This is a genomic window from Pseudoalteromonas 'SMAR', assembly GCF_048515945.1.
Taxonomy (GTDB): Bacteria; Pseudomonadota; Gammaproteobacteria; order Enterobacterales; family Alteromonadaceae; genus Pseudoalteromonas.
This window is the reverse complement of record NZ_JBLWMW010000027.1, coordinates 31,699-53,625: the sequence shown is the minus strand read 5'-3', so window position 1 is coordinate 53,625 and position 21,927 is coordinate 31,699. Positions and strand designations below refer to the sequence as shown.

Genomic DNA, 21,927 nt, shown 5'->3' with positions numbered 1-21,927 from the left:
AGGAATTAGATTAGTGAGGGATTATGACAGCAATACTACTGGTCTAATCACTGTAATATAAAAATAACACAACTGTCACCTGCGCTATTGGCAGTCTGGATTAACTCGGTTTTTACCTTCTGCTTTTGCTCTTTGTAAACGGCTATCGGCACTATTAAGGATCTCCTCAATAGTTAAACCATCCACGCCCACTTCTGCCACACCAAAAGATGCCGTAATATCAACTTCCTGACCAACAATTGCCGCAAAAGAAGTCCGCTCAATGAGCTTACGCTCTCGCTCTGCCACAAACACAGCCCCTTCAAGATTGGTATTGGGTAAAATGAGCGCAAACTCATCGCCACTGAGTCTTGCAATAAGATCCGTATCACGTAGCTTGTCGGTCAACATCGCAGCGCAGTTCGCCAGCACTAAGTCAGCAATTTCATGGCCAAAATCGTTATTTAGGTTACGAAAGTTATCAAGCCCCATTAACACCATACTGGCAGGCTCTTTGTAGCGGTCATATAAGCGTATTTGCTGTTGTAGCTTTTCACTGAATAAGCGGCGGTTACCCACCCCCGTTAATGGATCGGTTTGGGTGATAAATTCAACCTCTTTAGTGAGGTGAGCAATTTCACTTTTGAGAGAGTTAAGTTCGGTAATGTTTTTACCACATACAAGGTATTCACCGGTAGAGAGCTGAACCGCATTGAGCTTAAAAAACTGCTCTTCTAATGAGTCGATAACAAAAGAATCCACATTCCCTGCGTGCTCCACTACCCCTAACAGCCATTGTGACAGCTCTTCTGGGTCTAGCCTGTCACCGTTGTAATCCTCTACAAAAAGCGAGTTAATGGTTTTACCCACTACTTCAGCTTTACTTTCTCCCAAAATGCTCGCCATGGCGTCATTGCAAAAAGTAAAGGTGGCCTTGGCGTCTAAAATAGCAATGGCATTTGAGGTTTTTTCAATGACCTCAAGCAATAAAGCGGTGTTGGGGCTGGTTTGCGTCATACTTCTAAGCACCTTTGGCAAAAATAGTTACCCTTCATTTATAGGGTAATTTATTAAAAAATAACACTTCTTTTTGTAAAAAGTCTGCTTAAGTATAACCCATGTTATTCACCTAGGCTTCAGGCAATGAGGTTAAATTTAACTATATTATTGAGCTTAATTTAGAGGGGCTTATGTTGCACACCATTAAATTGCTGACGTTATTCTTGTTACTCTCGTTGTCTGCCTGTAGCGAATTGCAACCGTCTGCTACTGACAATGCAGACTCAACGCAACATTACCTATGTGATAAAAACAAAACCCTGACGGTGACTCATAACTCAGCGAAAGAGGTAACCCTTGAATACCTTAACCAAGCTCACCGTTTAACTTTGATGAAAGCAGCAAGCGGCGAAAAGTATCAAAATGAGCAATACATCTGGTGGGCCAAAGGGCAAAAAGGATTACTTCTGTTGCAACAACCAAACCAAACTGATCGTATCGAGCTTAGGTGCAAAAGAGTTCAACAGAGTCACCAGTGAGTGAGTTAAATGGCTTGTTGTTGTAACTCTTCAAGATGGGCGTTAATGAATTGACAGGCAGAATCAACATCATCAAATAGAACGGACTCTAAAGGCTCTTCAAATCCCAGTTCCACTCGCATTTTCTCGATTTGCCGTTTAGCGATTGGGTTACCTAAAATATATGCCCCACAAGCGCAGCCACGTTCAATACAAAAGCGCGCAATATCTAAAAACTGTTGATAGGCGTCAGGCGTTGCCGCAATCGCTCCTTTAGAGTGGCTGATGTAACCCCAGTGGCCTTCAACTTGCTCTAAACAGTGTTCTAATGCTCGGCGAAAGTAGTTGGTGATGGATGCATTAATGTTGCCATCGAAGCTTGCGATAACAATATTTCCTCGCACTTCTAATGCGACCTTGCCAAAGTTACTCTGGTAACTGTAATTGCTCATATCACCACTCATGCTTTTGTGTTGCGTTATTATAACGCAATCTCACCTAGTGCTGGCAAGTTTTGTTATTCATATCGAAACAAATAAAACAGCATATCCTGCTACTGAGCGCGAATAAAGTAAGCTCATTCCTTACTGTGCATTTTAGGATGGGAGTTTAATTAAGAGTGGGCGAGAAAACAAAAAGCCCCATAAGGGGCTTTTTTAAATAGAGCAACTGCTTACCAAATGGTAATTAGTTTACTGTGTCTTTTAGGCCTTTACCGGCTTTGAACGTAGGAATGTTCGCCGCTGGGATTTGGATTTCCGCACCGGTTTGAGGGTTACGGCCAGTACGTGCAGAGCGCTCTTTTACAGAGAAAGTACCAAAACCAACTAAAGCAACTGAACCGCCGTCTTTAAGAGTATTTGTTACTGCGCCGGTGAATGCTTCTAAAGCGCGAGATGCCGCTGCTTTTGAAATTTCTGCGTCTGCCGCCATCTTTTCAACTAGTTGAGCTTTATTCATTATTAGATTCCTATAACTTTATAATTTGCCTAAGCAAAACCTATGTTTAAGCATTTTGCGTTGTTGTGCAACCCCCAAAACGCGAAATTAGACGAAATATTTATTATTTTCGTTCGATACGCCCCGTTGTTTGTGGGTTTGTAATTAAAAGCTACCAATTTGCATTGGCCTGTGCAAGCTTTGTACCCTTTAACGCATTATTGATTTTAACAATCAGTAAGAAGCCTGCACTCCATATGGCGCCAAAACTGAGCCAAAATTGCCACCAAGGCAATTGCAACTCAATTACGCCGACTTTAGCCGCCGCCAAATAACTCGGTGGTGCACAAAGCCAGAAGATAATAAACAACAGTAATGGTTTTAGGCTCAATAAGCGCGATAACGCTTGGTTTATGGTTAAGACCAAGGCCAACCACAATACGACCAACCACACGGGAATAATGTTTGCATCTTGATAACTATAGAGACCAGCTTGTATGGCTAAATATTCAGAGGCTATACCCACACCAGCGCCACTGATTGCCAATATCAGGTTTAAGCGCTTGTGGGTGTGACCGGCCAACATCAAAGCGCAGCCGAGTATCATCCAAGGCAACGCTTGATATTGATAAAAAAACGCTAAAAACCAAACGCTTTGAAAAGCGATGGCATTAGTAATCCAGTGTTTTAATACAATCACGAGATTGATACCTTGGTTTGCGAGCAACGAGGTGCACAGCACTGATGGCTCTGCGTTTAAACGCCCCTTCGCAATAACACAAATAAAATTGCCACAAACGATAAAATTGCTCATCAAAGCGTTTTGAGTCAAGGCTTGGCCAAGCTTGCTCAAATCGTACACGCCAGTCGTACAAAGTACGGGCATAATGTAGGCCAATGTCATGCAGCTCATGCACTACCATGTCGGTTGAGCGCAAAATCTGTTGTGTAATTTCAGACACCGAGGGCAAACACCCACCTGGGAAAATATACTGTTGAATAAAGTCGGATTGTTTTAAATAATGCGAGTAACGCTGGCAAGCAATGGTAATGGCCTGTATCAACATGGCACCATCTGGTTTAAGCAGCTCACTGCACTTTGTGAAAAAACCTGGTAGATAGTCGTGCCCCACCGCTTCAATCATCTCTATCGACACTAGTTTGTCGTACTGCCCGGTAAGATCGCGATAATCTTCCTTGAGCAAGGTGATTTTATCTTGCAGTGACTCTCGCTTAATCAGCTCAGCAACATGGGCGTGCTGCTCTTCAGAAATCGTCGTGGTGGTAACATGACAGCCATAGTGCTTAGCAGCATGAATCGCAAAAGCACCCCAGCCGGTGCCTATCTCCACTACTTGGTCTTGTGCTTTTAAATCTAAGCGCTGACAAATGGCTTCCAGCTTAGTGAACTGAGCTTGCTCTAAACTGGCGTCTTTACTTGGGTAAATGGCACTAGAGTAAAGCATTTCCTCGCTAAGGAAAGACTCATATAAGTCATTCCCTAAGTCGTAGTGGGCTGCAATATTACGCTTAGAGCCTTGTTTGGAATTGCGGTTATTAATATGTTTGAGTTTGTTTGCAATACCAGACAATATGGCAAACTTGTTTTCAAAGGCATCAAGCTGCGCTTGGTTTAGCACAAATATTTCAATTAAACCCGTTAAGTCACTGCAGCGCCAGTGTCCTAATATAAAGGATTCACCGGCACCCACACTGCCACCCAAAGCGAACAGTTTATACATTTGTGGGTCAACCACGGTTATCTCAACACTCAATTCGCTGCCAATGTCACCAAACTGATGTTTTTCATTACCTTCGATTAAGGTAATCTCACCGGACTCGAGCGAGTTAAGGGCTGCAAAAACCAGCTTGCGATACAGTTTGTCAAACCAAGATAATGAATTCGATGATGTATATGTTGTGGTATTTTCCATTTTAAACTCTTCCGGGATGTCCAACAAATGGGACTTTTTTTAGAAATAATTTCAGCGCCTGCCAATAAATACCTTTAGCAATGCTCCACGTCATTGCGGGAAATCGGCGCAATAACGCCGAGACATTGGCAGCACTTAACGCCTGCTGTTTCAGTGTCATGGTGGCATCAAAAAGCAACTCTTCACCACGACGGTTTTCGATATGCACCAGCGCACTACTGCCAGGTGGACGCACTTTCCAGTGGTAATGCATATCTAAATTCATAAATGGTGATACGTGAAATACTTTTTTAAGGTTCACTTCTTTATTCAGTTCTACTAAGTAATAATGACGCTCGTTCCACGGTGTGTTGCTCACTTCAGCCACCATATGACTAAAATGTGCCTCGCCCGGTTGACGATAAAAGTAAAAGTTAACTGGACTAAAATAGACGCCAAAACAGCGTAATTGCGCCATCATCATCACATTGGTATGCGGATCGAGCTCAAAACCCAACTCTGCACTTTTTGCCAGAGCGCGACTGTGCAAGTCACCGGGCAAACCTTTAATGTAATCGGACTGATTAAAAATGAGTGGTTTAATGCCCTCGGTACCGAGCCAAGGGGAAATGTCATTGAGCTTATCCAGTTCAGCTAAGTCAACCCACATCATGTACATGGGATAGCTAAACTGGTGAGAAGCATGGCTATAACGCCGATGCCTCACTTTGCCAACGAGCAAGGCGCTGTTCAAAACGCTACCCCGAGTTTTTCTGCCACATCCACAGCACTTTTAACCCCGTCTTCATGGAAACCATTAAACCAATAAGCGCCACAGAAATAGCTATTTTGCTCACCATCAAGCTCGTCTTTACGCTTTTGCGCGGCGATGCTGGTAGTATTGAATACGGGGTGATGATAAGTGAAGCGCTTAATTACTTTGTTCTCAGCTATCCCCTCATCGTGATTCAGAGTGACACAGTAATCATGTTTGGCGTTTAGGCCTTGCAAAATATTCATCTGATAGGTGACCACCGCTGCTTTATCGGTGGCCTCGTTAAGTAAATAATTCCAGCTCGCCCAAGCCAGCTTTCGTTTTGGCAATAAGCTGGTGTCAGTATGTAACACTACCGAGTTGGCGGTGTACGGGATGGCGCCTAGAATGTCTTGCTCTGCTTGAGAGGGCTCAGCTAACAGAGCTAAGGCTTGATCGCTATGACAAGCAAACACCACTTTATCAAAGCGTTGCTGCTCACCATTATCATGGCAAACCGTCACTCCGTCAGCATCACGGTTAACGTGTTTGATCTTGGCGTTGAGTACAATATTGTCTTTAAACTGTGCCACCAAAGGCGCAATGTACTCTCGCGAGCCCCCTGGGATCACATACCACTGCGGGCGATTGGTAACATCGAGCAAGCCATGATTATAAAAGAAGCGCACAAAGAACTTAGCTTCAAAGTCGCGCATCTCCTTAATACTGGTTGACCAAATTGCAGCTCCCATAGGCAAAATATAGTGCATCTTAAAGAAGTCATTAAATTGGTACTTATCCAGTAATGCACCTAGGGTTTCAACCCCTTGATAATCGTCGCTTTGATGTAACTCCTTGCAGACTTTGTTAAAGCGCACAATATCATTGAGCAAGCGCCAAAAGCGCGGACGAAATAGGTTACGCTTTTGCGCAAACAAAGTGCGTAACGAGTGGCCATTATATTCAAACTGAGTTGCGGTGTTGTGGACGCTGAAACTCATTTCTGTGGCTTGCCTATCGACACCGATTTCAGCCAATAGCTTTTCAAACTTAGGGTATGTTCTGTCGTTAAAGACAATAAAACCAGTATCAATGGCGAGTTGCTCACCTTGGTAATCAACGTCGATGGTGGCAGTATGACCGCCAATATAATCGTTTTTTTCAAAAACAGTGACTTGGTGTTTTTTACTTAATAAATAAGCAGCAGTCATGCCTGCAATGCCACTGCCAATAATTGCGATGTTAGCCACGTGCGATCCTTTTTGCGATAGGCGACCATAATGCAAATGGTAACAACCTAAATAGTTTTAAAATCCAAGTAAATCGTTTAGGAAAATGAACTTCTTTATCACGCTTTGCCACGCCATCAACAATGCGTTCTACGGCTTCATCGACAGACACTTTACATGGCATGGGAAAATCATTCTTGTCGGTTAGTGGGGTTTCAACAAAACCTGGGTGTACCACAGTGACGTCGATGTTTTTCAATGTCACAGACAAGGTTCTTGCTAAATAGCTTAACGCCGCTTTCGAGGCACCATAAGCTTCCGCCCTAGGTAAAGGTAAATAGGAGCTGCTAGAGCTGACAATGCAAAGTTGACCATGTGGTTTGATTTTCGGTAGCAATACCTCTAGGCAATGACCCACAGAGATAAGATTGATACGCATGATACGCTCGAATAATTTGCCATCAAATTCATTGGCATTATCAATGTATTCACAGCCTCCGGCGTTGAGGATAACGAGATCAAGCTCATCGACATCAGCGAAGTTACTTTTAATCGCTTCAGGGTCCGTTAAATCAAATGCCTTCGGGGTCATGGCAAAGTTACGTTGCAGATCAGACAAAATTTCTTGGTTTCGGCCACAAGCGATGACCTCATCACCGCTATTTGCATAATGCTTAGCCAGCCCTTCGCCAATGCCAGAGGTAGCGCCGGTGATCACAATTTTACTCATGCTGACATCCTTTTATCTAACAGTTTAATAAACCATCCTAGCACCGGGACCTGACGATATAGCATTTGTGCCGTGTCGAGGTAGTCTCTGTGATGGATGACCTTATCGCCCACAAAACTCAACCTGCTGTGACCGTCGACTAATGTTGGCTTACCCTTATTTAAACGGGGGTGAACAAAGGACATTTGCCAATATATAAAACTGACATCGCCTTTATCAAAGGACTTATTCACCTGAAACTCAATGTCTGAGACGTTTTCGTACAAGGTCTCAAAGTAACGAGTTAACGCCTTAAGCCCGGACAGTTCATGCATCGGATCTTTAAAATACACATCATCAGTATAGATTAGAGCCAGTTTTTCTAGGCTATCTTTATTTATCTCGTTGTAAATAGAGACAAACCTTTGCGTTCTCTGTTCCATATCACTTTATACCTTAAACGCGTCAAGTGCCCTCGCTCTTGCCGCTTTGTGCTCAACTAAAGGCGCCACATACTCACCGCCAAACGCTGCTAGGTAGTCATGAGGGAAGTGGATATGCTTCGCCGGAACATCTTTTAATTCAGGAACATATGTACGAATGAAAGTGCCGTCTGGATCAAACCTTTCACTTTGTGTTATGGGGTTAAATACGCGAAAATAAGGCTGAGCGTCGCAGCCAGTACTCGCCGCCCATTGCCAACCACCATTATTACTGGCCAAGTCGCCATCAATGAGCTTTGACATAAAGTAATGCTCACCTTTACGCCAATCGATCAGCAAGTGTTTGGTTAAAAAACTGGCCACAATCATGCGTAAACGGTTGTGCATCCAGCCAGTTTTATTCAGTTGTCGCATTGCCGCATCGACAATGGGGTAGCCCGTTTTACCCTGACACCACGCTTGAAACTGACTGTCGTCTTCTCGCCACGCCACAGCATCGTATTTGTCATTAAAGTTAAAACCCATACACAGCTTGGGGTAGGCGACAATAAGATGGCGATAAAACTCACGCCAAATAATTTCATTGACCCAACAAAACTCCGCTTTGCTAGGGTTTTCTAATACTTCTGGAAAGTGCAGCTGCACCTGAGCAAGCAATTGCTTGGCAGAGACAATTCCCAAAGCCAAATAAGGACTTAACCCTGAAGTGCCTTTGATAGCAGGAAAATCACGATATTCTTGGTAGTCTGCCAATTTGTCACTGATAAAGCGATTCACAACAGCAACAATGGCTTCATCATTCACCGGCCATTTATGCGATGACTCACTGATTGAGAAAAAATCAGGAGCAGTAAACGAGCGCGACTGCTGTTTATCTAAGGGCCACTGTTTAAAGGTAAAGTGTTGGTTACTATGTTGCTTTAGCCACGCCTTTTTAAACGGGGTAAACACCTTAAACATGTCACCAGAACCGGTTAATACGCTACCTGGTTTGGCAATTACGTCGCCATCAAATAATGTCAGCTGGAGACGTTCGCAACATGCAGCGTCGCGCTTGAGCTCATTGACTTCGTATTCTTTATTAGCAAACAATGCGCTGATATTGTGGTCGCTACAAAATTCGCTGAGTGTATCAGGAACTTGCTCAAAATCTTTGGCATCGATGATATGTAAGTTAATGCCAAATTCGCTTAGCATGGCACCTAACTCAACGACCCTGCGCTTTAACAGATCCAACTGGATTTCAGCGACACCATGTTGCTGCCATTGCTGCTCACAATACAAAAAAAGCGCATCACGTGCGCCTTGTTCAACGGCCGCTATCAGCGCCTCGTTACCGTAAACCCTAAGGTCTCGGCGAAACCAAAATGCTTTTTTCATACTAAATTCCAAATCTTAAGCGCAATTCATTGGGGTAAGGGTCAAAGTAGACTTGGCTTTGCAAATACTCTTTAGGGTGTACTTTTAAGTGGTGTTTTAACAGCGTTAACGGCACATACAAGGGCACAATGCCTTTGCGATACTCGTCAATGGCCTCACACATTTCTTGCTTTTCGACTTTGCTTAAGTCGTCTTTAAAATACCCCTGAAGGTGGGTCAAGGTGTTGGCTTGGTTCTTACGGTTAGCAGGCTTACTAAGCGCCGTCATTAAACCAGTAATGTATTTATCTTTGAGTTCATCAAGGGGGTACTGTTTACCATCACCAAGCAGACGACCTAGGTCTTTGTATGCTTGATAGTTATGACTCATTAATAAATATTTGTGCTTGGCATGAAAGGTGGTGAGCTCATGTAGGCCAACCTTGCTGCTGTGGTTAAGCTCTTGCCAGCTTTTGTAGACGTACACCCGCATGACGAAATTTTCGCGTAAATGAACATCGTTTAAGCGGCCATTTTCTTCGCAAGGAAGTAAAGGGTTATGCTTCATAATTTGCTCAGCAAACACACCAACGCCTTCCGATGTATTACCGGTGCCTGCTTCATTGTAGATTTTTACTCGTTCCATGCCACAACTTGGGCTTTTAGCACAAAACACAAACCCCGATAACGGCTCTGCATGTTGTGTGGCTATTTTTTCTCCGTATTCTTTGAGTTTAGGCGCAACGTCTTCCTCACCGTCAGGACGACTGACTTTAATGACATCGCCAACGCGAATTTGACGGATTGTTGGTCTAGGGATAGGAAGACCGATTGCAACCTCAGGACAATAACGAACGTATTCAACATGTTCGCTAAGTTCATCCATACAAAAATTTGAACGCTTGTGACCGGAGTCAAATCTAACTTTATCACCAGCCAAGCAAGCGCTAATGCCAATTTTTATTGGAGATGAAAAATTCATGTCCGATATAATTCCTTTAATATATTAAATTACCGATGGGATTCAATAATTTGCTGATACCTTTATTAAAGTGTAATGCACTACTAACAACTGTAAAGCACAAACAACCTGATTTTGTTCGAGGTGAATGATTATGTTGGCCATCTTGCCAAATAAAGTCGCCTGGCACGTACTCTCCAGCCTCATCTTCAAAGTCACCATCGAGTAATAAGGTAATTTCAAAACCGGTGTGGGTGTGTTCAGGGATCTCCCCTTCTGCTTCAATTTGCAACAAGCTTGAACGCAGTTCACCATCGTCTAAAAGTAAACGTGAACGCGACACCTTGCCAACCCCTGCAAAACCAGAGCGATCAACATTAGCAATTGCTCGAGGTAGCTGAACTTCTCTGTCTAGGTAGGTAAAACTTGGCTGAACGTATTCTTTCACCTCATCCACCGATGGATCCATAGTGATAAAATTCATCATCGCTTCTAAGTCAGAATCAACAATAACCTCTTCCTCTCCGCCAAGGTGAGTGTTGGCCTCTTGCGCCTCTAGTTTCTCAGTTTTCTGCTGGCAATGCGGACACATTTCAACGTGCGCTGCAACCGCTATGCTGATACTTGCAGGCAAATTACCCTCTACAAACTGAGATAATAGTGTGTCGTTAGGGTGATGCTTTATCATTCTCGCTCTCCCATTTCTGCGCGTAATTTCTGTAAAGCCAATCTCAATCGAGACTTAACCGTTCCCACCGGAATATCTAGATGATCCGCAAGCTGTTCTTGCGACATTTCCTGAAAGTAAACCCCTTTAACAATGTCCCGCTGGGCCGGTGGCAATTTATTAATGTACTTTTGGATTTGAGCTGTTTGTAGGTGGTCTTTATAAACCTCCTCCTCAGCTTGTGAGTCTTGGATAATAGGCCAAATGTCTTCACTGATGTGCTCTTCTTTATTGCTTTTCATTTTTCTCAAAGCATCAAAAGAAGCGTTTCTCATCACCGTGTAAATCCAAGTCGTTGCCGCCCCTTTATCGTTATGATAAAGGTGGGCCTTACGCCACACGGAGGTCATGGTGTCTTGCACTAACTCCATTGCTTGCGCGTCGTTGCCGAATTGCTTAACACCAAAACGACGGATCTTAGGCGCGAAATATTCAAACAAATAAGCAAATGCCTTTCTGTCTCTTTTTTCCGCCACTTTAATAAGCGCATCTGACAACGCTTGAGAAGGAGTTTCTTGCACTTTATTACGTGTTCCTGCTTGAACATGGCAATCATTTGACTGCTGTAGGCCTATCATAGCTCACCTTCCAATTTTCACTTATTACAGACATTACGTAATGGCGACGGCATCGGATCACTAATCTTCGTCCAATACAGTATGTAAGAAGTTTGCTACCTGTTCAAATGTTTGTGCTTGTTTTACCTTTTCTTTTTGCATCATAGGGATAGGTAGTAATTCCAACCATCGATATGCCACCCAAATAGGGTCAGAAAAATCTTTCTCACGATACAAGTCATCGAGCACTGGGTTGGCATAAAACACGTGCTCCAGTTTGTGCTGTAAGTTGTTATCAATCAGAGACAACCAGGCATCATGGCATTCCCAAGGCGGGCCATCGCGCTTTTCACACTCGCCGTAGCGTAATTGCTGGTTGTCGCAGTGAACGTCGTTGATGCTAACTCGAGACTCGCCAACCACATCAATTAATAACTGGCCATTAGGATCTTGGGAAAAGTCCACTATTTTCACTAATACCCCCTCATCGGGGACATTGTATTCAGCGTCTTCCACATAGTTGCAAAGCACAAAGCCTTGGCCCGTTTTACTGGCCTCTTTCACCATGTGTAAGTATCGTTGCTCGAATATCTTTAACCGCGTGTAGCCGCCAGGCAATAAAAATATTGGCAGTGGAAATAAAGCGAGTTTCATAATTCCCAGTTCATTGCTTAAAACTATCGATAATTACGACTTGCAAAAAAACTAAGATCAATTTATCGACACTTAATTCCACAGGTATTGCGATGGAATGAGGTTACGCGCAGAAAAAGTGACGCCTTCAGCCTCTAATTTTTGCTTCTGCTCAGCGAACTTTTGGCTTTCTTCAGGGAAAGAGATCCGTCGCTGACTGTTTACTACTCGATGCCATGGCAAGGTTGAGCCATCAGGAAGCTGGCGTAATAACTGCCCGACCTTTCGAGCATGGTTAGGGTAACCTGCTAAAGCAGCTATTTGACCATAAGAAGCCACTTTGCCATGGGGAATACTGCCGATTAGGGTATATACCCGTTCAGCGAGTTGTTGCATTGCGCTCATAGTGCTCACTTAATGTGGTTAATTGTTGCCAAAAGTAGCGTGCGACCGGCCCATGATGTGAAATGCGTAACCGGTATGCATGAATTTGGGCTTCAAATTCGTCTTTTCTATCCACCACCCGCACGCGTTGCAGCGCCCCTGACTGTAATTCTTCACGGCACAGATTGAGGCCAATTAAGCCATACCCGAGCCCTTGTAATAAGTAGCGCTTAATCGCCAAGGGATCATCCAACTTCATGACCTTGGTGCTATTTCGATAGGCTAAGCGTTCGCTGTCAAAATTAAACTTACTTTCCTTCATTGCTAATGACGGGTATTTGGCTAACTCATTAAAGTTCATCTCACTGGGCATATAACCGGCTTTCGCCACTAGGCCTAATTTCACTTTACCGATTGGCATGGACTCTAAGTCTCCGGTGGAATGAAATAAATCAAACCAAGGGCCTATCCCTAAATTCGCCAAACCTTGCGTCACTTGCTCAAGAGCAAAGAAACGCTTACCGCTGGAAATATTCATTTCCGTGGCAGGGAAATGGCTAAAACCATCGGCCAGTATCTGATCAATTTGGCTTTGATACACAATGGGTTCATAGCAAATATTAAAGCTTGGCTCATTCCCCGCGGCAAACTCATTGGCCAGCGACGACAAATCACGATGATGGTTAAGTAGCTTTTCTGCTTCAAAATAAAAGCGTCGTCCTTGTTCGGTTAACACATTACGATATTTTTCACGCTCAAACAGGGCAAAGCCAAGGGATTGTTCTAATCTCTTAATAGATTGTGACACAGCAGGTTGGGTTTTATGCAGTTGCTGAGCAGCATCCGTTAAGCTTGGTGCTTCAGCAACGGTGCAAAAGACCATAAGGTCAGAAATCTTCATAAATATTTTTTATAATGTAGAGAACTTTTTATAATTTTTATTTTATATCTATTTCCTATATTCTGCACGCAGAAAAATCGACGTTTTCATGGAGAACAAAATGCTAAGAGTGTTTTCTGGACTTGTACTGGCGCTCATATTAACTGGCTGCCAAGACCAAGCAGAGCAAGGTAAAAAAGAGTCACCTAATCGCCCGGTAAAAATCCACACAGTGTCTGATCCCAACAGCAACACCTTACGCAGCTTTCCTGCAGAAGTCGTTGCCAATCAGGGGTCTTATTTGGCATTTCGAGTCAACGGTGAACTTACCGAATTTCCGGTAAGAGCGGGTCAAGAAGTGCAAAAAGGCCAGCTTTTAGCAAAGTTAGACCCTGAAGACTTCAATCTGCAATACGAGCAGCGCAAAGCCCAGTTTGAATTAGCCAAAGCTCAGCTGTCACGGATAGAACCTCTGTATGATAAGGGCATTGCCACCAAAGCCGAATTCGATAAGGCCTTGGCCGATAAGCAAGTGGCGGAGTCCGCGTTCAAGATAGCCAAAACCAACCTTGAATACAGTGAACTGAGAGCCCCTTTCAGTGGCACAGTGGCCAAGGTATTTGTTAAAAACTATGAAAACATCCAAGCCAAACAAAATATTCTGCGTTTAGAAACGCGCGATAGAATGGACGTGGTGATTCAAGTGCCTGAAAAAATCGTCGCTCGTGTAGACAGAGACACAGACTATCAACCCACCGTTGTGTTTGACGGCTACCCCAGTAAGTCTTATCCGCTCACCATAAAAGAGTGGGATACTCAGGCAGACCCTGCCACACTCACTTATAAAGTGGTGTTTAGCTTACCTATCCCTGAAGATTTTAACTTATTCGCCGGGATGTCTGGGCATGTCTATATTGATCCCAGTAAAATCACCAGTCAGAAAAACACCGCCATTATTGTGCCGAATCAGGCGGTGTTCTCTGACAAGACGCAAACCCCAAGCAACAACAGTTACGTCTGGGTGTACGATGAAAGCAGCCAAACCGTGACTAAGCGTGAAGTCAGTGTTGGCCAATTAAACCACACAGGTATTGAAGTGCAGGCTGGGTTAAACCCTGGGGAAAAAATCGTCGCAGCGGGTGTGCACTATCTTAGTGAAGGCGCAAAAGTGAGACCATGGACGAAAGAAAGAGGCCTGTAATATGAGTTTAGCGAAATGGTCGATTGAAAATAAAGTCATAAGCTGGATGTTTGCCCTGCTGCTACTCATCGCCGGTGTGGTGTCGTATTTTGGCTTAGGACAACTGGAAGACCCTGAGTTTACTCTGAAAAAAGCCATGGTCGTGACCATGTACCCTGGCGCCTCGCCACAGCAGGTCGAAGAGGAAGTCACTTTTCCAATTGAAAACGCGATTCAATCCTTGCCCTACGTGGATTACGTCACCTCTATCTCGTCACCAGGCAAGTCACAAATTACGGTGGAGATGAAAAGCAGCTACCGTAAAAACGATTTAAAGCAGATTTGGGATGAGCTGCGTCGTAAAGTCAACGATTTGTCGCCAAAGCTACCACCGGGCGTGATGGCGCCGAGCGTTATTGATGACTTTGCCGATGTCTATGGCGAACTCTATGCCATTACTGGTGAGGGCTATTCTTACGACGAGCTAAAAGATTATGTCGACTTCCTCAAGCGTGAACTGGTGTTGGTGGATGGCGTTAGTAAAGTCACCGTTGCCGGAGAACAGCAGGCGCAAGTTATCGTTGAGATTTCAACACAAAAACTGTCGCAACTGGGCATTTCCCCAGACTATATTTTCTCTTTATTGCAATCGCAAAATACCGTTTCCAATGCTGGTAAAATTCGCGTTGGGGATGAGTCCATTCGACTCCACCCCACGGGTGAATTCAACGATGTCGCAGAGCTTGAAGGGCTTTTAATTTCACAACCAGGTGCCAATGAATTAATCTACTTAGGCGATGTTGCCACTGTCTCACGAGAATACGCCGAAGTACCTAAGCACATCACCCGCTATGACCAACAACGGGCATTATTAGTCGGGGTTTCATTTACCTCTGGCGTTAATGTAGTAGAGGTTGGCCAGCGTATTTCCGCCCATTTAGAGCAGCTTGAATATCAACGCCCGTATGGCATGACCATTAATACGGTGTATAACCAACCCAATGAAGTAGAAACCTCAGTGGATGGTTTTATCATTAGTCTACTTGAGGCCGTTGCCATTGTTATTGTGGTGCTGCTAATTTTTATGGGCGTGAAAAGCGGTATTTTAATTGGCGGGATCTTGCTGTTAACGGTGCTGGGCACCTTTATCTTTATGAAGATATTCGCCATCGATTTACAACGTATTTCTCTTGGCGCGTTGATCATCGCCCTAGGTATGCTCGTGGACAATGCCATCGTGGTCACCGAGGGCATTTTAATCAACATTAAGCGCGGGCAAACCAAGCTCAAAGCTGCCGTCAATATCGTCGAACAAACCAAATGGCCTCTGCTCGGTGCCACGATTATTGGTATCACTGCTTTTGCCCCCATTGGCTTAAGCTCAGATGCCAGTGGTGAATTTGCCGGCTCGTTATTCTGGGTATTGTTGATTTCGCTACTACTGAGTTGGGTTACGGCGATCACCTTAACGCCATTTTTTGCTCATCTGATGTTCCGTGAGACAAAAAGCAGTCAAGAGCAAAACGCATCACAGCAACAAGACCAAGATCCTTATCAAGGAGCAATTTTTACTGTTTATAAGTCGTTGTTATCGTTTTGCTTAAAGCACCGTGTGATGACGCTGATTTTTATGGCGCTATTATTGGTGGCCGCTGTGGTTGGCTTTAAGCAAGTGAAGCAGTCTTTCTTCCCCGCTTCTAATACGCCGATGTTTTATGTTGATTATTGGCATTATCAAGGGGCCGATATTCGCAGCACCGCACATAATATTGAAAAACTCGAAGCCTTCTTACTTGAAGACCCTTTAGTCAACGAAGTGACCACCACCATCGGTCAAGGTGCACCACGCTTTATGCTGACCTATTCACCGGAAAAACAATACGATGCCTATGGTCAGCTAATCGTTCGAGTGAAAGACCGTGAAGCGGTGGTTAACATGATTGCGAAGTTACGCGATTATGAGCGCAACAACGAGCTCGATGGTCAATTGAAAATTAAACGAATGGAAATTGGACCTTCCACCGATGCCAAAATCGAAGCGCGTTTCTCAGGCCCAGATCCAGTAGAGCTGCGGCGCCTGGCTGAGCAAGCAAAAGCCATCATTGCCAAGGATGACAAAGCCTTTAATATTCGCGATAACTGGCGTCAACGCACTAAAGTGATACGACCGCAGTTTAATGAACTTAAAGCGCGCCGCCTTGGGATCAGTAAGTCCGATCTTGACCAATTGCTGTTGACCTCGGTAAGTGGCAAAAAGGTAGGGTTATATCGCGATGGTACGCAATTGTTGCCTATCATTGCCCGTTCCCCTGAAGAAGAGCGCCTTAACGTCGAGAACTTAGGCGACCTACAGATATTTAGCCCAGTGCTTAATGTCTACGTACCAGTGTCGCAAATTGTCGATAATTTTACTGTCACTTGGGAAGACAGTTTGATCATGCGTCGCGACCGTAAACGCACCATTACCGTGATGGCAGACCATGATGTGATTGGTGACGAAACCCCAGCCAAGCTATTTAACCGCATTCGCGCTGACATTGAAGCCATAGAGCTCCCACAAGGCTATGAAATGCAGTGGGGTGGCGAGTATGAATCCTCAACTAAAGCCCAAAAAGCCATTTTTGGCTCATTGCCACTGGGTTATCTGGCGATGTTTATGATCACCGTATTGTTATTTAATTCAGTAAAAAAACCACTGGTAATTTGGTCTACGGTGCCACTGGCGATTATTGGTGTCACGGCTGGGTTAGTGCTCTTACAAGCGCCATTTAGCTTCATGGCGCTGCTGGGGTTATTGAGTCTGTCGGGGATGTTGATTAAAAATGGCATCGTATTGATGGATCAAATAAACATTGAGGCCGCTTCCGGTAAAACTCCCTATCAGGCAGTGTTTGATTCCGGTGTCAGTCGTGTACGACCAGTCTCTATGGCGGCGATCACCACCATTTTAGGCATGATCCCCTTATTATTTGATGTCTTCTTCCAGTCCATGGCGGTAACCATCATGTTTGGCTTAGGCTTTGCCACCATTTTGACCTTAATTGTTTTGCCGGTCTTACACTGTGTGTATTTTGGCATTAAACAACCGCAAGACTAGCAAACTTTGGCCCCTAGTATCTATTAGGGGCCATTCACTCGTCAGATAGAGTGTTACTTTTTAAGTGACAGCGTCCCTTTTACGCGCTTCGGCTTGTTATGCTTAGCGTTTGTTGTCGGTTTAGCATGACGGCCTCTGCCGCTATTATTTCTCGGCTTGGCATTGCGTTCGGATACGGCTTTTGCGGCTGATACAGCCTTAGCATCACTTTTAGGACTGCCTGCACCTGCGGATGCCTCTTGCGTTTTACTCGACGCTTCAGTGGCCTGATTAATCGCCCGCATTTCTTTATCTGATAGATGACGCCATTGCCCGGCAGCCAAGCCAGACAAATCAACGTTCATTATTCTAACTCGTTTTAGCTTGGTCACTTCATAACCAAAGTACTCACACATACGACGAATTTGGCGATTTAGACCCTGAGTTAACACTATGGTAAATGATTTCGCGCCGCGCTTTGTGACTTTACAGGGCTTAGTTACCGTGCCAAGAATTGGCACGCCAGCTGCCATACGCTTTACAAAGCGTTCATCAATGGGTTTATCCACCACCACTTCATATTCTTTTTCGTGATTATTGCCAGCACGAAGAATTTTATTCACCATATCGCCCTGATTGGTAAGAAAGATTAAGCCTTCTGAGGGACGGTCTAAGCGACCAATGGGGAAAATCCGCTCGGGGTAGTTGATAGCACTGACAATGTTGCTTTTAATTTTGCGCTCAGTAGTACAGGTAACGCCAACGGGTTTGTTGTAAGCAATAAATACCGCCTTGGGTTTGGCTTTTAATGGCTTATTATCAATAGCAACGGTGTCCGCATCTGACACTTTAAGTCCCATCTCGGCGACTTCGCCATTGACTTTAACGCGCCCTGAAGAGATTAAGGTATCTGCTTCACGACGGCTACAGAACCCAGTTTCGCTGATGTATTTATTTAGGCGCTTTTGCTCAGTCACGATACAACCACTTTGTGTAAAAAACCGCTATTGTAAAGCTTCTCGAGCCATTAGACTAATGAATTCAGTACTTTCATAAAGCAAAGTTACTGCCCAGCCTTTACTGATGGGATAGAGTTGGCCGCAAGCCATGCTAAAGAAAACTGATACGTCTGCTGCGGCTGAGTGACTAAGCTCATACTGGTATAATCAAGCCTTTGCCAAGTCACCTCGTCAGCAATCCATTGATATTGCGTAATGTTGTCTTTGGTAACCACGCTTAAATCAAAGGCTATTTCATCATGCTCCGACCAAAATGGATGGCCATGAAAGTGATCGTACGCGCTGATTAATGCCCACGCCCCCATCATAAAATGACCGCCAACGGAGGCGTTAAGTTTGCCACGATGAATTAATGCAAAACTATCTGAAAGCCAATCAAACCCATCTACCACCACCTGTTCTCTCAGGTTTGGCGCTGCAATCGCGCCCATGGCCATTAAATCTGATGCGCTCCAAATCAGGTTAGTGTCAGGGTAACGCTTAAGTAACTTAGTGGCTTTATCCATCGCCTGCTTTTTTGACCAGCCAGCATAAACCACTTGTTGGATAGCAATGTTTTGCTGCTTAAAAAAACGCTCAGCCCCCGCTTGGCGTAATTCTGACTCAGCGCCATAGTGGCCATTAATCAAAATTGGGTAAATCTGATTATGCCCTTTGTTTTTTGCCTGCTGATATAAAGCCTTGGCTAAATCAAATCCAGCTTGTTCATTATTATGATGAATTTCACCTAACCAGTATGGGAAACGCTGTTTTGGCTTACCCACAGCCTGTAATTCGGGGCCAGACAGAGTACGCTCCAATGTAATATGTTTGACCTTGTATTTGTCTAGTAAGGTGAGGGTTTGCTCAGCGCCACTGGGGTAATTAATAATACATAATCTGGTGTAGCGCGGTAAGCTAAGTACTTTTCTAACTGTTGTAGCTGGATAATGCGATTGCCTTCACCGTAAATGACCTCAAGCTCAACGCCAAGTTCCGTCGCAGCTGCTCGGGTAATGGCTTCAACCCGTTGCCAAAATGGTTCACCTGGCAGTGAAGGGTTAACAAACAGCATACTAATAGGCTGCTTAGCCAAAACTGGCTGTGAACATAGCAGAAACACAAAGGTGAGCAGCAGTCTAGTCATTTATTTTAGCACTTTTGATAATGGCTTTTTGCAGTAAGTATTCAAACGGCCCTTGCTGGAAAACACGGAAATAAGCCAGTGACAGTAATACCTGAATTATAGCTGCCACGACAAAAATGGCGAAATAGTCGATGCGATTGTAATAACTTACCGCCTCAGGCTGAATAAACATAAAAAAGCTGACAAAAACAATGGAGTGCAACAAATACCAGGTTAACGCCATACGGCCAACGTATTGTAGACCTTCAAGTTGGCTAATACCCCCTCGAATTAAAGACTTGATAACGACCAAATAAAACAAAGAAACCGGCACCGCACACAGCCAGTTTAATCCCGCAAAAAAGTCACTGGCGACTTTTTTCTCAATCACAAAACCAAGCAGTGCAACAATCAACGCGGTAATGGTGAGCAACATTATTTTGTGGATAGGCTCTTGCCGCTCCAGCGATAACCAGCCACGACGATAGATAATCATGCCAAGCAGCATAAGGCCTGCTGTGTACCAAAGCGTAATGATGGGTAACAGCAGGCTCATAATGGCAAAATAAAAAGCATTCTTTTGTACTAAAGACGAGTAATTATTGGGAAGGTTTTGTAACCAGTGAGCAAACTGTATGGACTGTCTATTAATCGCTACATGCGGCTCTACCATCGACAATAAACTCAATAACACCGCGGGTAGTATAATGAACGCACTAGCATAGCGCTTAAGTGTGCTGATATTACTGTGGGCTAATCTCAATGCAACCAAGCCGGATAACGCATAATTTAAGAGAATATCACCAGGCCATATCATCACACCATGGCATAGACCAATGACCATCAACCAGCGTAATCGCAATACGGTGCGGTGCTGATCAGGGTATTTTTTTAGTTGGATTAATAATGCGGCGCCAAATAACATGGCAAATAAAGAACGAAAACGGCCATCAAAAAATAGCGCGTTCACGGTAGCAAACAAGGGATCGAGAATGTGCTTTGGTGCATCGGCGACATAGCCATACTCGAAATTAGCCATATGCACTAGGTTCATGGATAAAAGACCAAGCACTGCTAGGCCTCGAAGAGCATCCATGAGAGTATTTCTATTCATTAATATACGCGGTTCTTATACATATCGGCCCAATTAATGGCGGCGGCATGAAAGTCTGGCAAATTCTCATCTTGATAGTTTAGAAAGCTACACGCTTCTTGTAATTGCCACCAGCTACCCGACTCATAGGCCTTAACAATATTTAGAATATAAAACAAAGTATTGGGTTTGCCAATCAAGGCATCGTGAAGTTGTTCTGGGAAAGGCAGCTTGTTGACCACCTGCTCCATCGGCCGGTCTAAAATGGCGTCAAGCAGAGAAAATAACCCCGTCATAAAGCTCATATTGATAAGACCAGGTGCGATTTGTTGGGCGATAAGCTCACAAAAGCGCGACCGCACAATAGATAAACGGGTTAATTCCGTTGGCTTTCCTTCGGCCACATGAGCGGTCATGATTAGATTAACAAACTTTTTCACCCGCTCGTTGCCAAGATACACCAAGGCTTGTTTCAGCGATTCGATCCGGCTTTTAATTGGGAAAACGCCGGAATTAATCAGTCTTAAAAGCTTGTACGCCAAGGCAGTATCCTGAGCAAATAGCTCCGCGATGCGATTAATGCTCATGTTCGGTTTCAGCGCTTCTTCATAAATGAGCATCACAATGACATAGTTAATTTCGATGTCTTTTTGTGAAATCATTTTTGGTTTCGCGAAGAAATAACCTTGGAAGAATTGAAACCCCATTTTTTTGGCTTGCTCAAACTCTTCTTCGGTCTCAACTTTTTCGGCTAAAAACTTGATGTTTTTTCGTGCCTTCATCATCTCGACCACTGGTCCTAGGGTATCGAGCGGGTTCTGCATCACATCAAATTTAATCAGTCGAATAAGCTTTAAAAAAGGGTCCCATTCTTTGGAATATTGAAAATCATCTAACGCGAGACGAAAGTTGCTGTGAAATAGCGTTCTTATTTTTTCGTAATTTTCTTTACTGGGAGGAATGGTTTCAAGCAGTTCTAAAATGACATCATTAGACGGCAAAAACTGACACAGGTCCTGATCGAGAGAATCCGGCCCTATATTGATTAATGCTTTTTTTCCTGATGTCAGATACCGCGTGCCTAGGTTTAATTGATTATTCATGATCAACTTGGCCGTGGCAGCATCGTCTGCAATGTTAGGAAAGCTATTTTTTACACCATCGCGAAACAACAACTCGTATGCAACAACTTGTTTTTTACGATTAAATATGGCTTGGCGAGCCACATAAACCTTCAAACAATAACTCCTTTATAGCCAAAACACCTAGATAAGACTTTTAGGTTAGCAATTTTCTTATTTTAACCCTTTGTGATGAGTAAGAAAATCAAACTAAGCTATTAAGAATTGAAATAACAGCCTAAAAGATAATGCAAATCCACAAAAAAGAAAGCCCAACCAGTGCAATTAGCACTTCTCAGATGTTAACTGCTGAAGTTTTGTTCTTTATACAGAATAAAGTAGTATGCTT

Annotated in this window: 24 protein-coding genes; 3 read left to right on the top strand and 21 right to left on the bottom strand. The window is 44.0% G+C overall.

The genetic code is table 11. The annotated features are described in order from the left end of the window. Positions 1-84 precede the first annotated feature (84 nt). Positions 85-996, bottom strand: coding sequence for a sensor domain-containing diguanylate cyclase (locus tag ACNKW2_RS12385; RefSeq protein ID WP_419148859.1), 912 nt, complete (start codon positions 994-996; stop codon positions 85-87). 173 nt (positions 997-1,169) lie between these two features. Between ACNKW2_RS12385 and ACNKW2_RS12380 the strand changes: the two genes are divergently transcribed. Continuing rightward, entirely contained in the window at positions 1,170-1,517 is a 348-nt protein-coding gene (locus tag ACNKW2_RS12380) for an MliC family protein (RefSeq protein ID WP_419148858.1), read from the top strand. A 5-nt stretch (positions 1,518-1,522) separates the two neighbouring features. Here the strand turns inward: ACNKW2_RS12380 and ACNKW2_RS12375 are convergent, their stop codons facing one another. The 15 genes from ACNKW2_RS12375 to ACNKW2_RS12305 all read right to left on the bottom strand — a co-directional run bounded on the left by ACNKW2_RS12375 (position 1,523) and on the right by ACNKW2_RS12305 (position 13,005). Continuing rightward, on the bottom strand, positions 1,523-1,948 hold the full coding sequence (locus ACNKW2_RS12375; protein WP_419148857.1) for a hypothetical protein: 426 nt from the start codon (positions 1,946-1,948) through the stop codon (positions 1,523-1,525). A gap of 235 nt (positions 1,949-2,183) precedes the next feature. Beyond that, positions 2,184-2,456 carry an HU family DNA-binding protein gene (locus tag ACNKW2_RS12370; RefSeq protein ID WP_336565578.1) on the bottom strand — a complete coding sequence of 91 codons (273 nt, stop codon included), beginning with the start codon at positions 2,454-2,456 and terminating at the stop codon, positions 2,184-2,186. A 151-nt stretch (positions 2,457-2,607) separates the two neighbouring features. After that, positions 2,608-3,135 carry a DUF2878 family protein gene (locus ACNKW2_RS12365; RefSeq protein ID WP_419148856.1) on the bottom strand — a complete coding sequence of 176 codons (528 nt, stop codon included), beginning with the start codon at positions 3,133-3,135 and terminating at the stop codon, positions 2,608-2,610. Beyond that, positions 3,107-4,369 carry a class I SAM-dependent methyltransferase gene (locus tag ACNKW2_RS12360; protein ID WP_419148855.1) on the bottom strand — a complete coding sequence of 421 codons (1,263 nt, stop codon included), beginning with the start codon at positions 4,367-4,369 and terminating at the stop codon, positions 3,107-3,109. The genes ACNKW2_RS12365 and ACNKW2_RS12360 overlap by 29 nt, the downstream gene beginning before the upstream one ends. A 1-nt stretch (position 4,370) precedes the next feature. Then, entirely contained in the window at positions 4,371-5,102 is a 732-nt protein-coding gene (locus ACNKW2_RS12355) for a DUF1365 domain-containing protein (protein ID WP_419148854.1), read from the bottom strand. Beyond that, entirely contained in the window at positions 5,099-6,352 is a 1,254-nt protein-coding gene (locus ACNKW2_RS12350; RefSeq protein WP_419148853.1) for an NAD(P)/FAD-dependent oxidoreductase, read from the bottom strand. The genes ACNKW2_RS12355 and ACNKW2_RS12350 overlap by 4 nt, the downstream gene beginning before the upstream one ends. Beyond that, complete coding sequence (locus ACNKW2_RS12345) at positions 6,345-7,061, bottom strand: SDR family NAD(P)-dependent oxidoreductase (protein ID WP_419148852.1); 717 nt, start codon at positions 7,059-7,061, stop codon at positions 6,345-6,347. Before ACNKW2_RS12345 ends, ACNKW2_RS12350 begins: the two co-directional genes overlap by 8 nt. Continuing rightward, positions 7,058-7,483, bottom strand: a complete 426-nt coding sequence (locus tag ACNKW2_RS12340) for a nuclear transport factor 2 family protein (protein WP_419148851.1) — start codon at positions 7,481-7,483, stop codon at positions 7,058-7,060. Before ACNKW2_RS12340 ends, ACNKW2_RS12345 begins: the two co-directional genes overlap by 4 nt. Positions 7,484-7,489: 6 nt before the next feature. Continuing rightward, entirely contained in the window at positions 7,490-8,863 is a 1,374-nt protein-coding gene (phrB, locus tag ACNKW2_RS12335; protein WP_419148850.1) for a deoxyribodipyrimidine photo-lyase, read from the bottom strand. A 1-nt stretch (position 8,864) separates the two neighbouring features. Continuing rightward, complete coding sequence (locus tag ACNKW2_RS12330; protein WP_419148849.1) at positions 8,865-9,824, bottom strand: YbgA family protein; 960 nt, start codon at positions 9,822-9,824, stop codon at positions 8,865-8,867. Between the two features lie 16 nt (positions 9,825-9,840). Next, the gene (locus tag ACNKW2_RS12325) at positions 9,841-10,491 is read right to left on the bottom strand and encodes a ChrR family anti-sigma-E factor (RefSeq protein WP_419148848.1); all 651 of its coding nucleotides are present in this window, start codon (positions 10,489-10,491) and stop codon (positions 9,841-9,843) included. After that, positions 10,488-11,108: a sigma-70 family RNA polymerase sigma factor gene (locus ACNKW2_RS12320; protein ID WP_419148847.1), complete on the bottom strand. Its 621-nt coding sequence runs from the start codon at positions 11,106-11,108 to the stop codon at positions 10,488-10,490. The genes ACNKW2_RS12325 and ACNKW2_RS12320 overlap by 4 nt, the downstream gene beginning before the upstream one ends. A gap of 60 nt (positions 11,109-11,168) precedes the next feature. Further along, positions 11,169-11,741, bottom strand: coding sequence for an LON peptidase substrate-binding domain-containing protein (locus tag ACNKW2_RS12315; RefSeq protein WP_419148846.1), 573 nt, complete (start codon positions 11,739-11,741; stop codon positions 11,169-11,171). 72 nt (positions 11,742-11,813) lie between these two features. Beyond that, positions 11,814-12,116 (bottom strand): MGMT family protein, encoded by a 303-nt coding sequence (locus ACNKW2_RS12310; protein WP_419148845.1) that lies wholly within the window; start codon positions 12,114-12,116, stop codon positions 11,814-11,816. Continuing rightward, a complete protein-coding gene (locus ACNKW2_RS12305) occupies positions 12,100-13,005 on the bottom strand; it encodes a LysR family transcriptional regulator (protein WP_419148844.1) in 906 nt (301 codons plus the stop codon). The genes ACNKW2_RS12310 and ACNKW2_RS12305 overlap by 17 nt, the downstream gene beginning before the upstream one ends. Positions 13,006-13,105: 100 nt before the next feature. On the opposite strand from ACNKW2_RS12305, the gene ACNKW2_RS12300 reads away from it, so the two are divergent. Beyond that, the gene (locus ACNKW2_RS12300; protein WP_419148843.1) at positions 13,106-14,185 is read left to right on the top strand and encodes an efflux RND transporter periplasmic adaptor subunit; all 1,080 of its coding nucleotides are present in this window, start codon (positions 13,106-13,108) and stop codon (positions 14,183-14,185) included. Between the two features lies 1 nt (position 14,186). Beyond that, on the top strand, positions 14,187-17,261 hold the full coding sequence (locus tag ACNKW2_RS12295) for an efflux RND transporter permease subunit (RefSeq protein ID WP_419148842.1): 3,075 nt from the start codon (positions 14,187-14,189) through the stop codon (positions 17,259-17,261). A 53-nt stretch (positions 17,262-17,314) separates the two neighbouring features. On the opposite strand, the gene rluF is transcribed toward ACNKW2_RS12295, so the two are convergent. The 5 genes from rluF to ACNKW2_RS12270 form a co-directional block, all read right to left on the bottom strand. Further along, positions 17,315-18,217 (bottom strand): 23S rRNA pseudouridine(2604) synthase RluF, encoded by a 903-nt coding sequence (gene rluF, locus ACNKW2_RS12290; RefSeq protein WP_419148841.1) that lies wholly within the window; start codon positions 18,215-18,217, stop codon positions 17,315-17,317. An 86-nt stretch (positions 18,218-18,303) separates the two neighbouring features. After that, positions 18,304-19,059, bottom strand: coding sequence for a substrate-binding domain-containing protein (locus ACNKW2_RS12285; RefSeq protein ID WP_419148840.1), 756 nt, complete (start codon positions 19,057-19,059; stop codon positions 18,304-18,306). Positions 19,060-19,085: 26 nt separating this feature from the next. After that, positions 19,086-19,385, bottom strand: a complete 300-nt coding sequence (locus tag ACNKW2_RS12280; RefSeq protein WP_419148839.1) for a hypothetical protein — start codon at positions 19,383-19,385, stop codon at positions 19,086-19,088. After that, positions 19,378-20,460 (bottom strand): DUF418 domain-containing protein, encoded by a 1,083-nt coding sequence (locus ACNKW2_RS12275; protein ID WP_419148838.1) that lies wholly within the window; start codon positions 20,458-20,460, stop codon positions 19,378-19,380. The genes ACNKW2_RS12280 and ACNKW2_RS12275 overlap by 8 nt, the downstream gene beginning before the upstream one ends. A gap of 17 nt (positions 20,461-20,477) precedes the next feature. After that, positions 20,478-21,695 (bottom strand): EAL and HDOD domain-containing protein, encoded by a 1,218-nt coding sequence (locus ACNKW2_RS12270; RefSeq protein WP_419148837.1) that lies wholly within the window; start codon positions 21,693-21,695, stop codon positions 20,478-20,480. Positions 21,696-21,927: the final 232 nt, after the last annotated feature.

Bases quoted from the DNA above. Each gene is read 5' to 3' on its own strand.
- ACNKW2_RS12340 (WP_419148851.1), bottom strand. From the start codon at position 7,483: ATGGAACAGAGAACGCAAAGGTTTGTCTCTATTTACAACGAGATAAAT.
- ACNKW2_RS12315 (WP_419148846.1), bottom strand. From the start codon at position 11,741: ATGAAACTCGCTTTATTTCCACTGCCAATATTTTTATTGCCTGGCGGC.
- ACNKW2_RS12385 (WP_419148859.1), bottom strand. From the start codon at position 996: ATGACGCAAACCAGCCCCAACACCGCTTTATTGCTTGAGGTCATTGAA.
- ACNKW2_RS12320 (WP_419148847.1), bottom strand. From the start codon at position 11,108: ATGATAGGCCTACAGCAGTCAAATGATTGCCATGTTCAAGCAGGAACA.
- ACNKW2_RS12330 (WP_419148849.1), bottom strand. From the start codon at position 9,824: ATGAATTTTTCATCTCCAATAAAAATTGGCATTAGCGCTTGCTTGGCT.
- ACNKW2_RS12295 (WP_419148842.1), top strand. From the start codon at position 14,187: ATGAGTTTAGCGAAATGGTCGATTGAAAATAAAGTCATAAGCTGGATG.
- ACNKW2_RS12325 (WP_419148848.1), bottom strand. From the start codon at position 10,491: ATGATAAAGCATCACCCTAACGACACACTATTATCTCAGTTTGTAGAG.
- ACNKW2_RS12300 (WP_419148843.1), top strand. From the start codon at position 13,106: ATGCTAAGAGTGTTTTCTGGACTTGTACTGGCGCTCATATTAACTGGC.
- ACNKW2_RS12275 (WP_419148838.1), bottom strand. From the start codon at position 20,460: ATGGATGCTCTTCGAGGCCTAGCAGTGCTTGGTCTTTTATCCATGAAC.
- ACNKW2_RS12370 (WP_336565578.1), bottom strand. From the start codon at position 2,456: ATGAATAAAGCTCAACTAGTTGAAAAGATGGCGGCAGACGCAGAAATT.
- ACNKW2_RS12345 (WP_419148852.1), bottom strand. From the start codon at position 7,061: ATGAGTAAAATTGTGATCACCGGCGCTACCTCTGGCATTGGCGAAGGG.
- phrB (WP_419148850.1), bottom strand. From the start codon at position 8,863: ATGAAAAAAGCATTTTGGTTTCGCCGAGACCTTAGGGTTTACGGTAAC.
- ACNKW2_RS12305 (WP_419148844.1), bottom strand. From the start codon at position 13,005: ATGAAGATTTCTGACCTTATGGTCTTTTGCACCGTTGCTGAAGCACCA.
- ACNKW2_RS12380 (WP_419148858.1), top strand. From the start codon at position 1,170: ATGTTGCACACCATTAAATTGCTGACGTTATTCTTGTTACTCTCGTTG.
- ACNKW2_RS12360 (WP_419148855.1), bottom strand. From the start codon at position 4,369: ATGGAAAATACCACAACATATACATCATCGAATTCATTATCTTGGTTT.
- ACNKW2_RS12310 (WP_419148845.1), bottom strand. From the start codon at position 12,116: ATGCAACAACTCGCTGAACGGGTATATACCCTAATCGGCAGTATTCCC.
- ACNKW2_RS12280 (WP_419148839.1), bottom strand. From the start codon at position 19,385: ATGACTAGACTGCTGCTCACCTTTGTGTTTCTGCTATGTTCACAGCCA.
- ACNKW2_RS12375 (WP_419148857.1), bottom strand. From the start codon at position 1,948: ATGAGCAATTACAGTTACCAGAGTAACTTTGGCAAGGTCGCATTAGAA.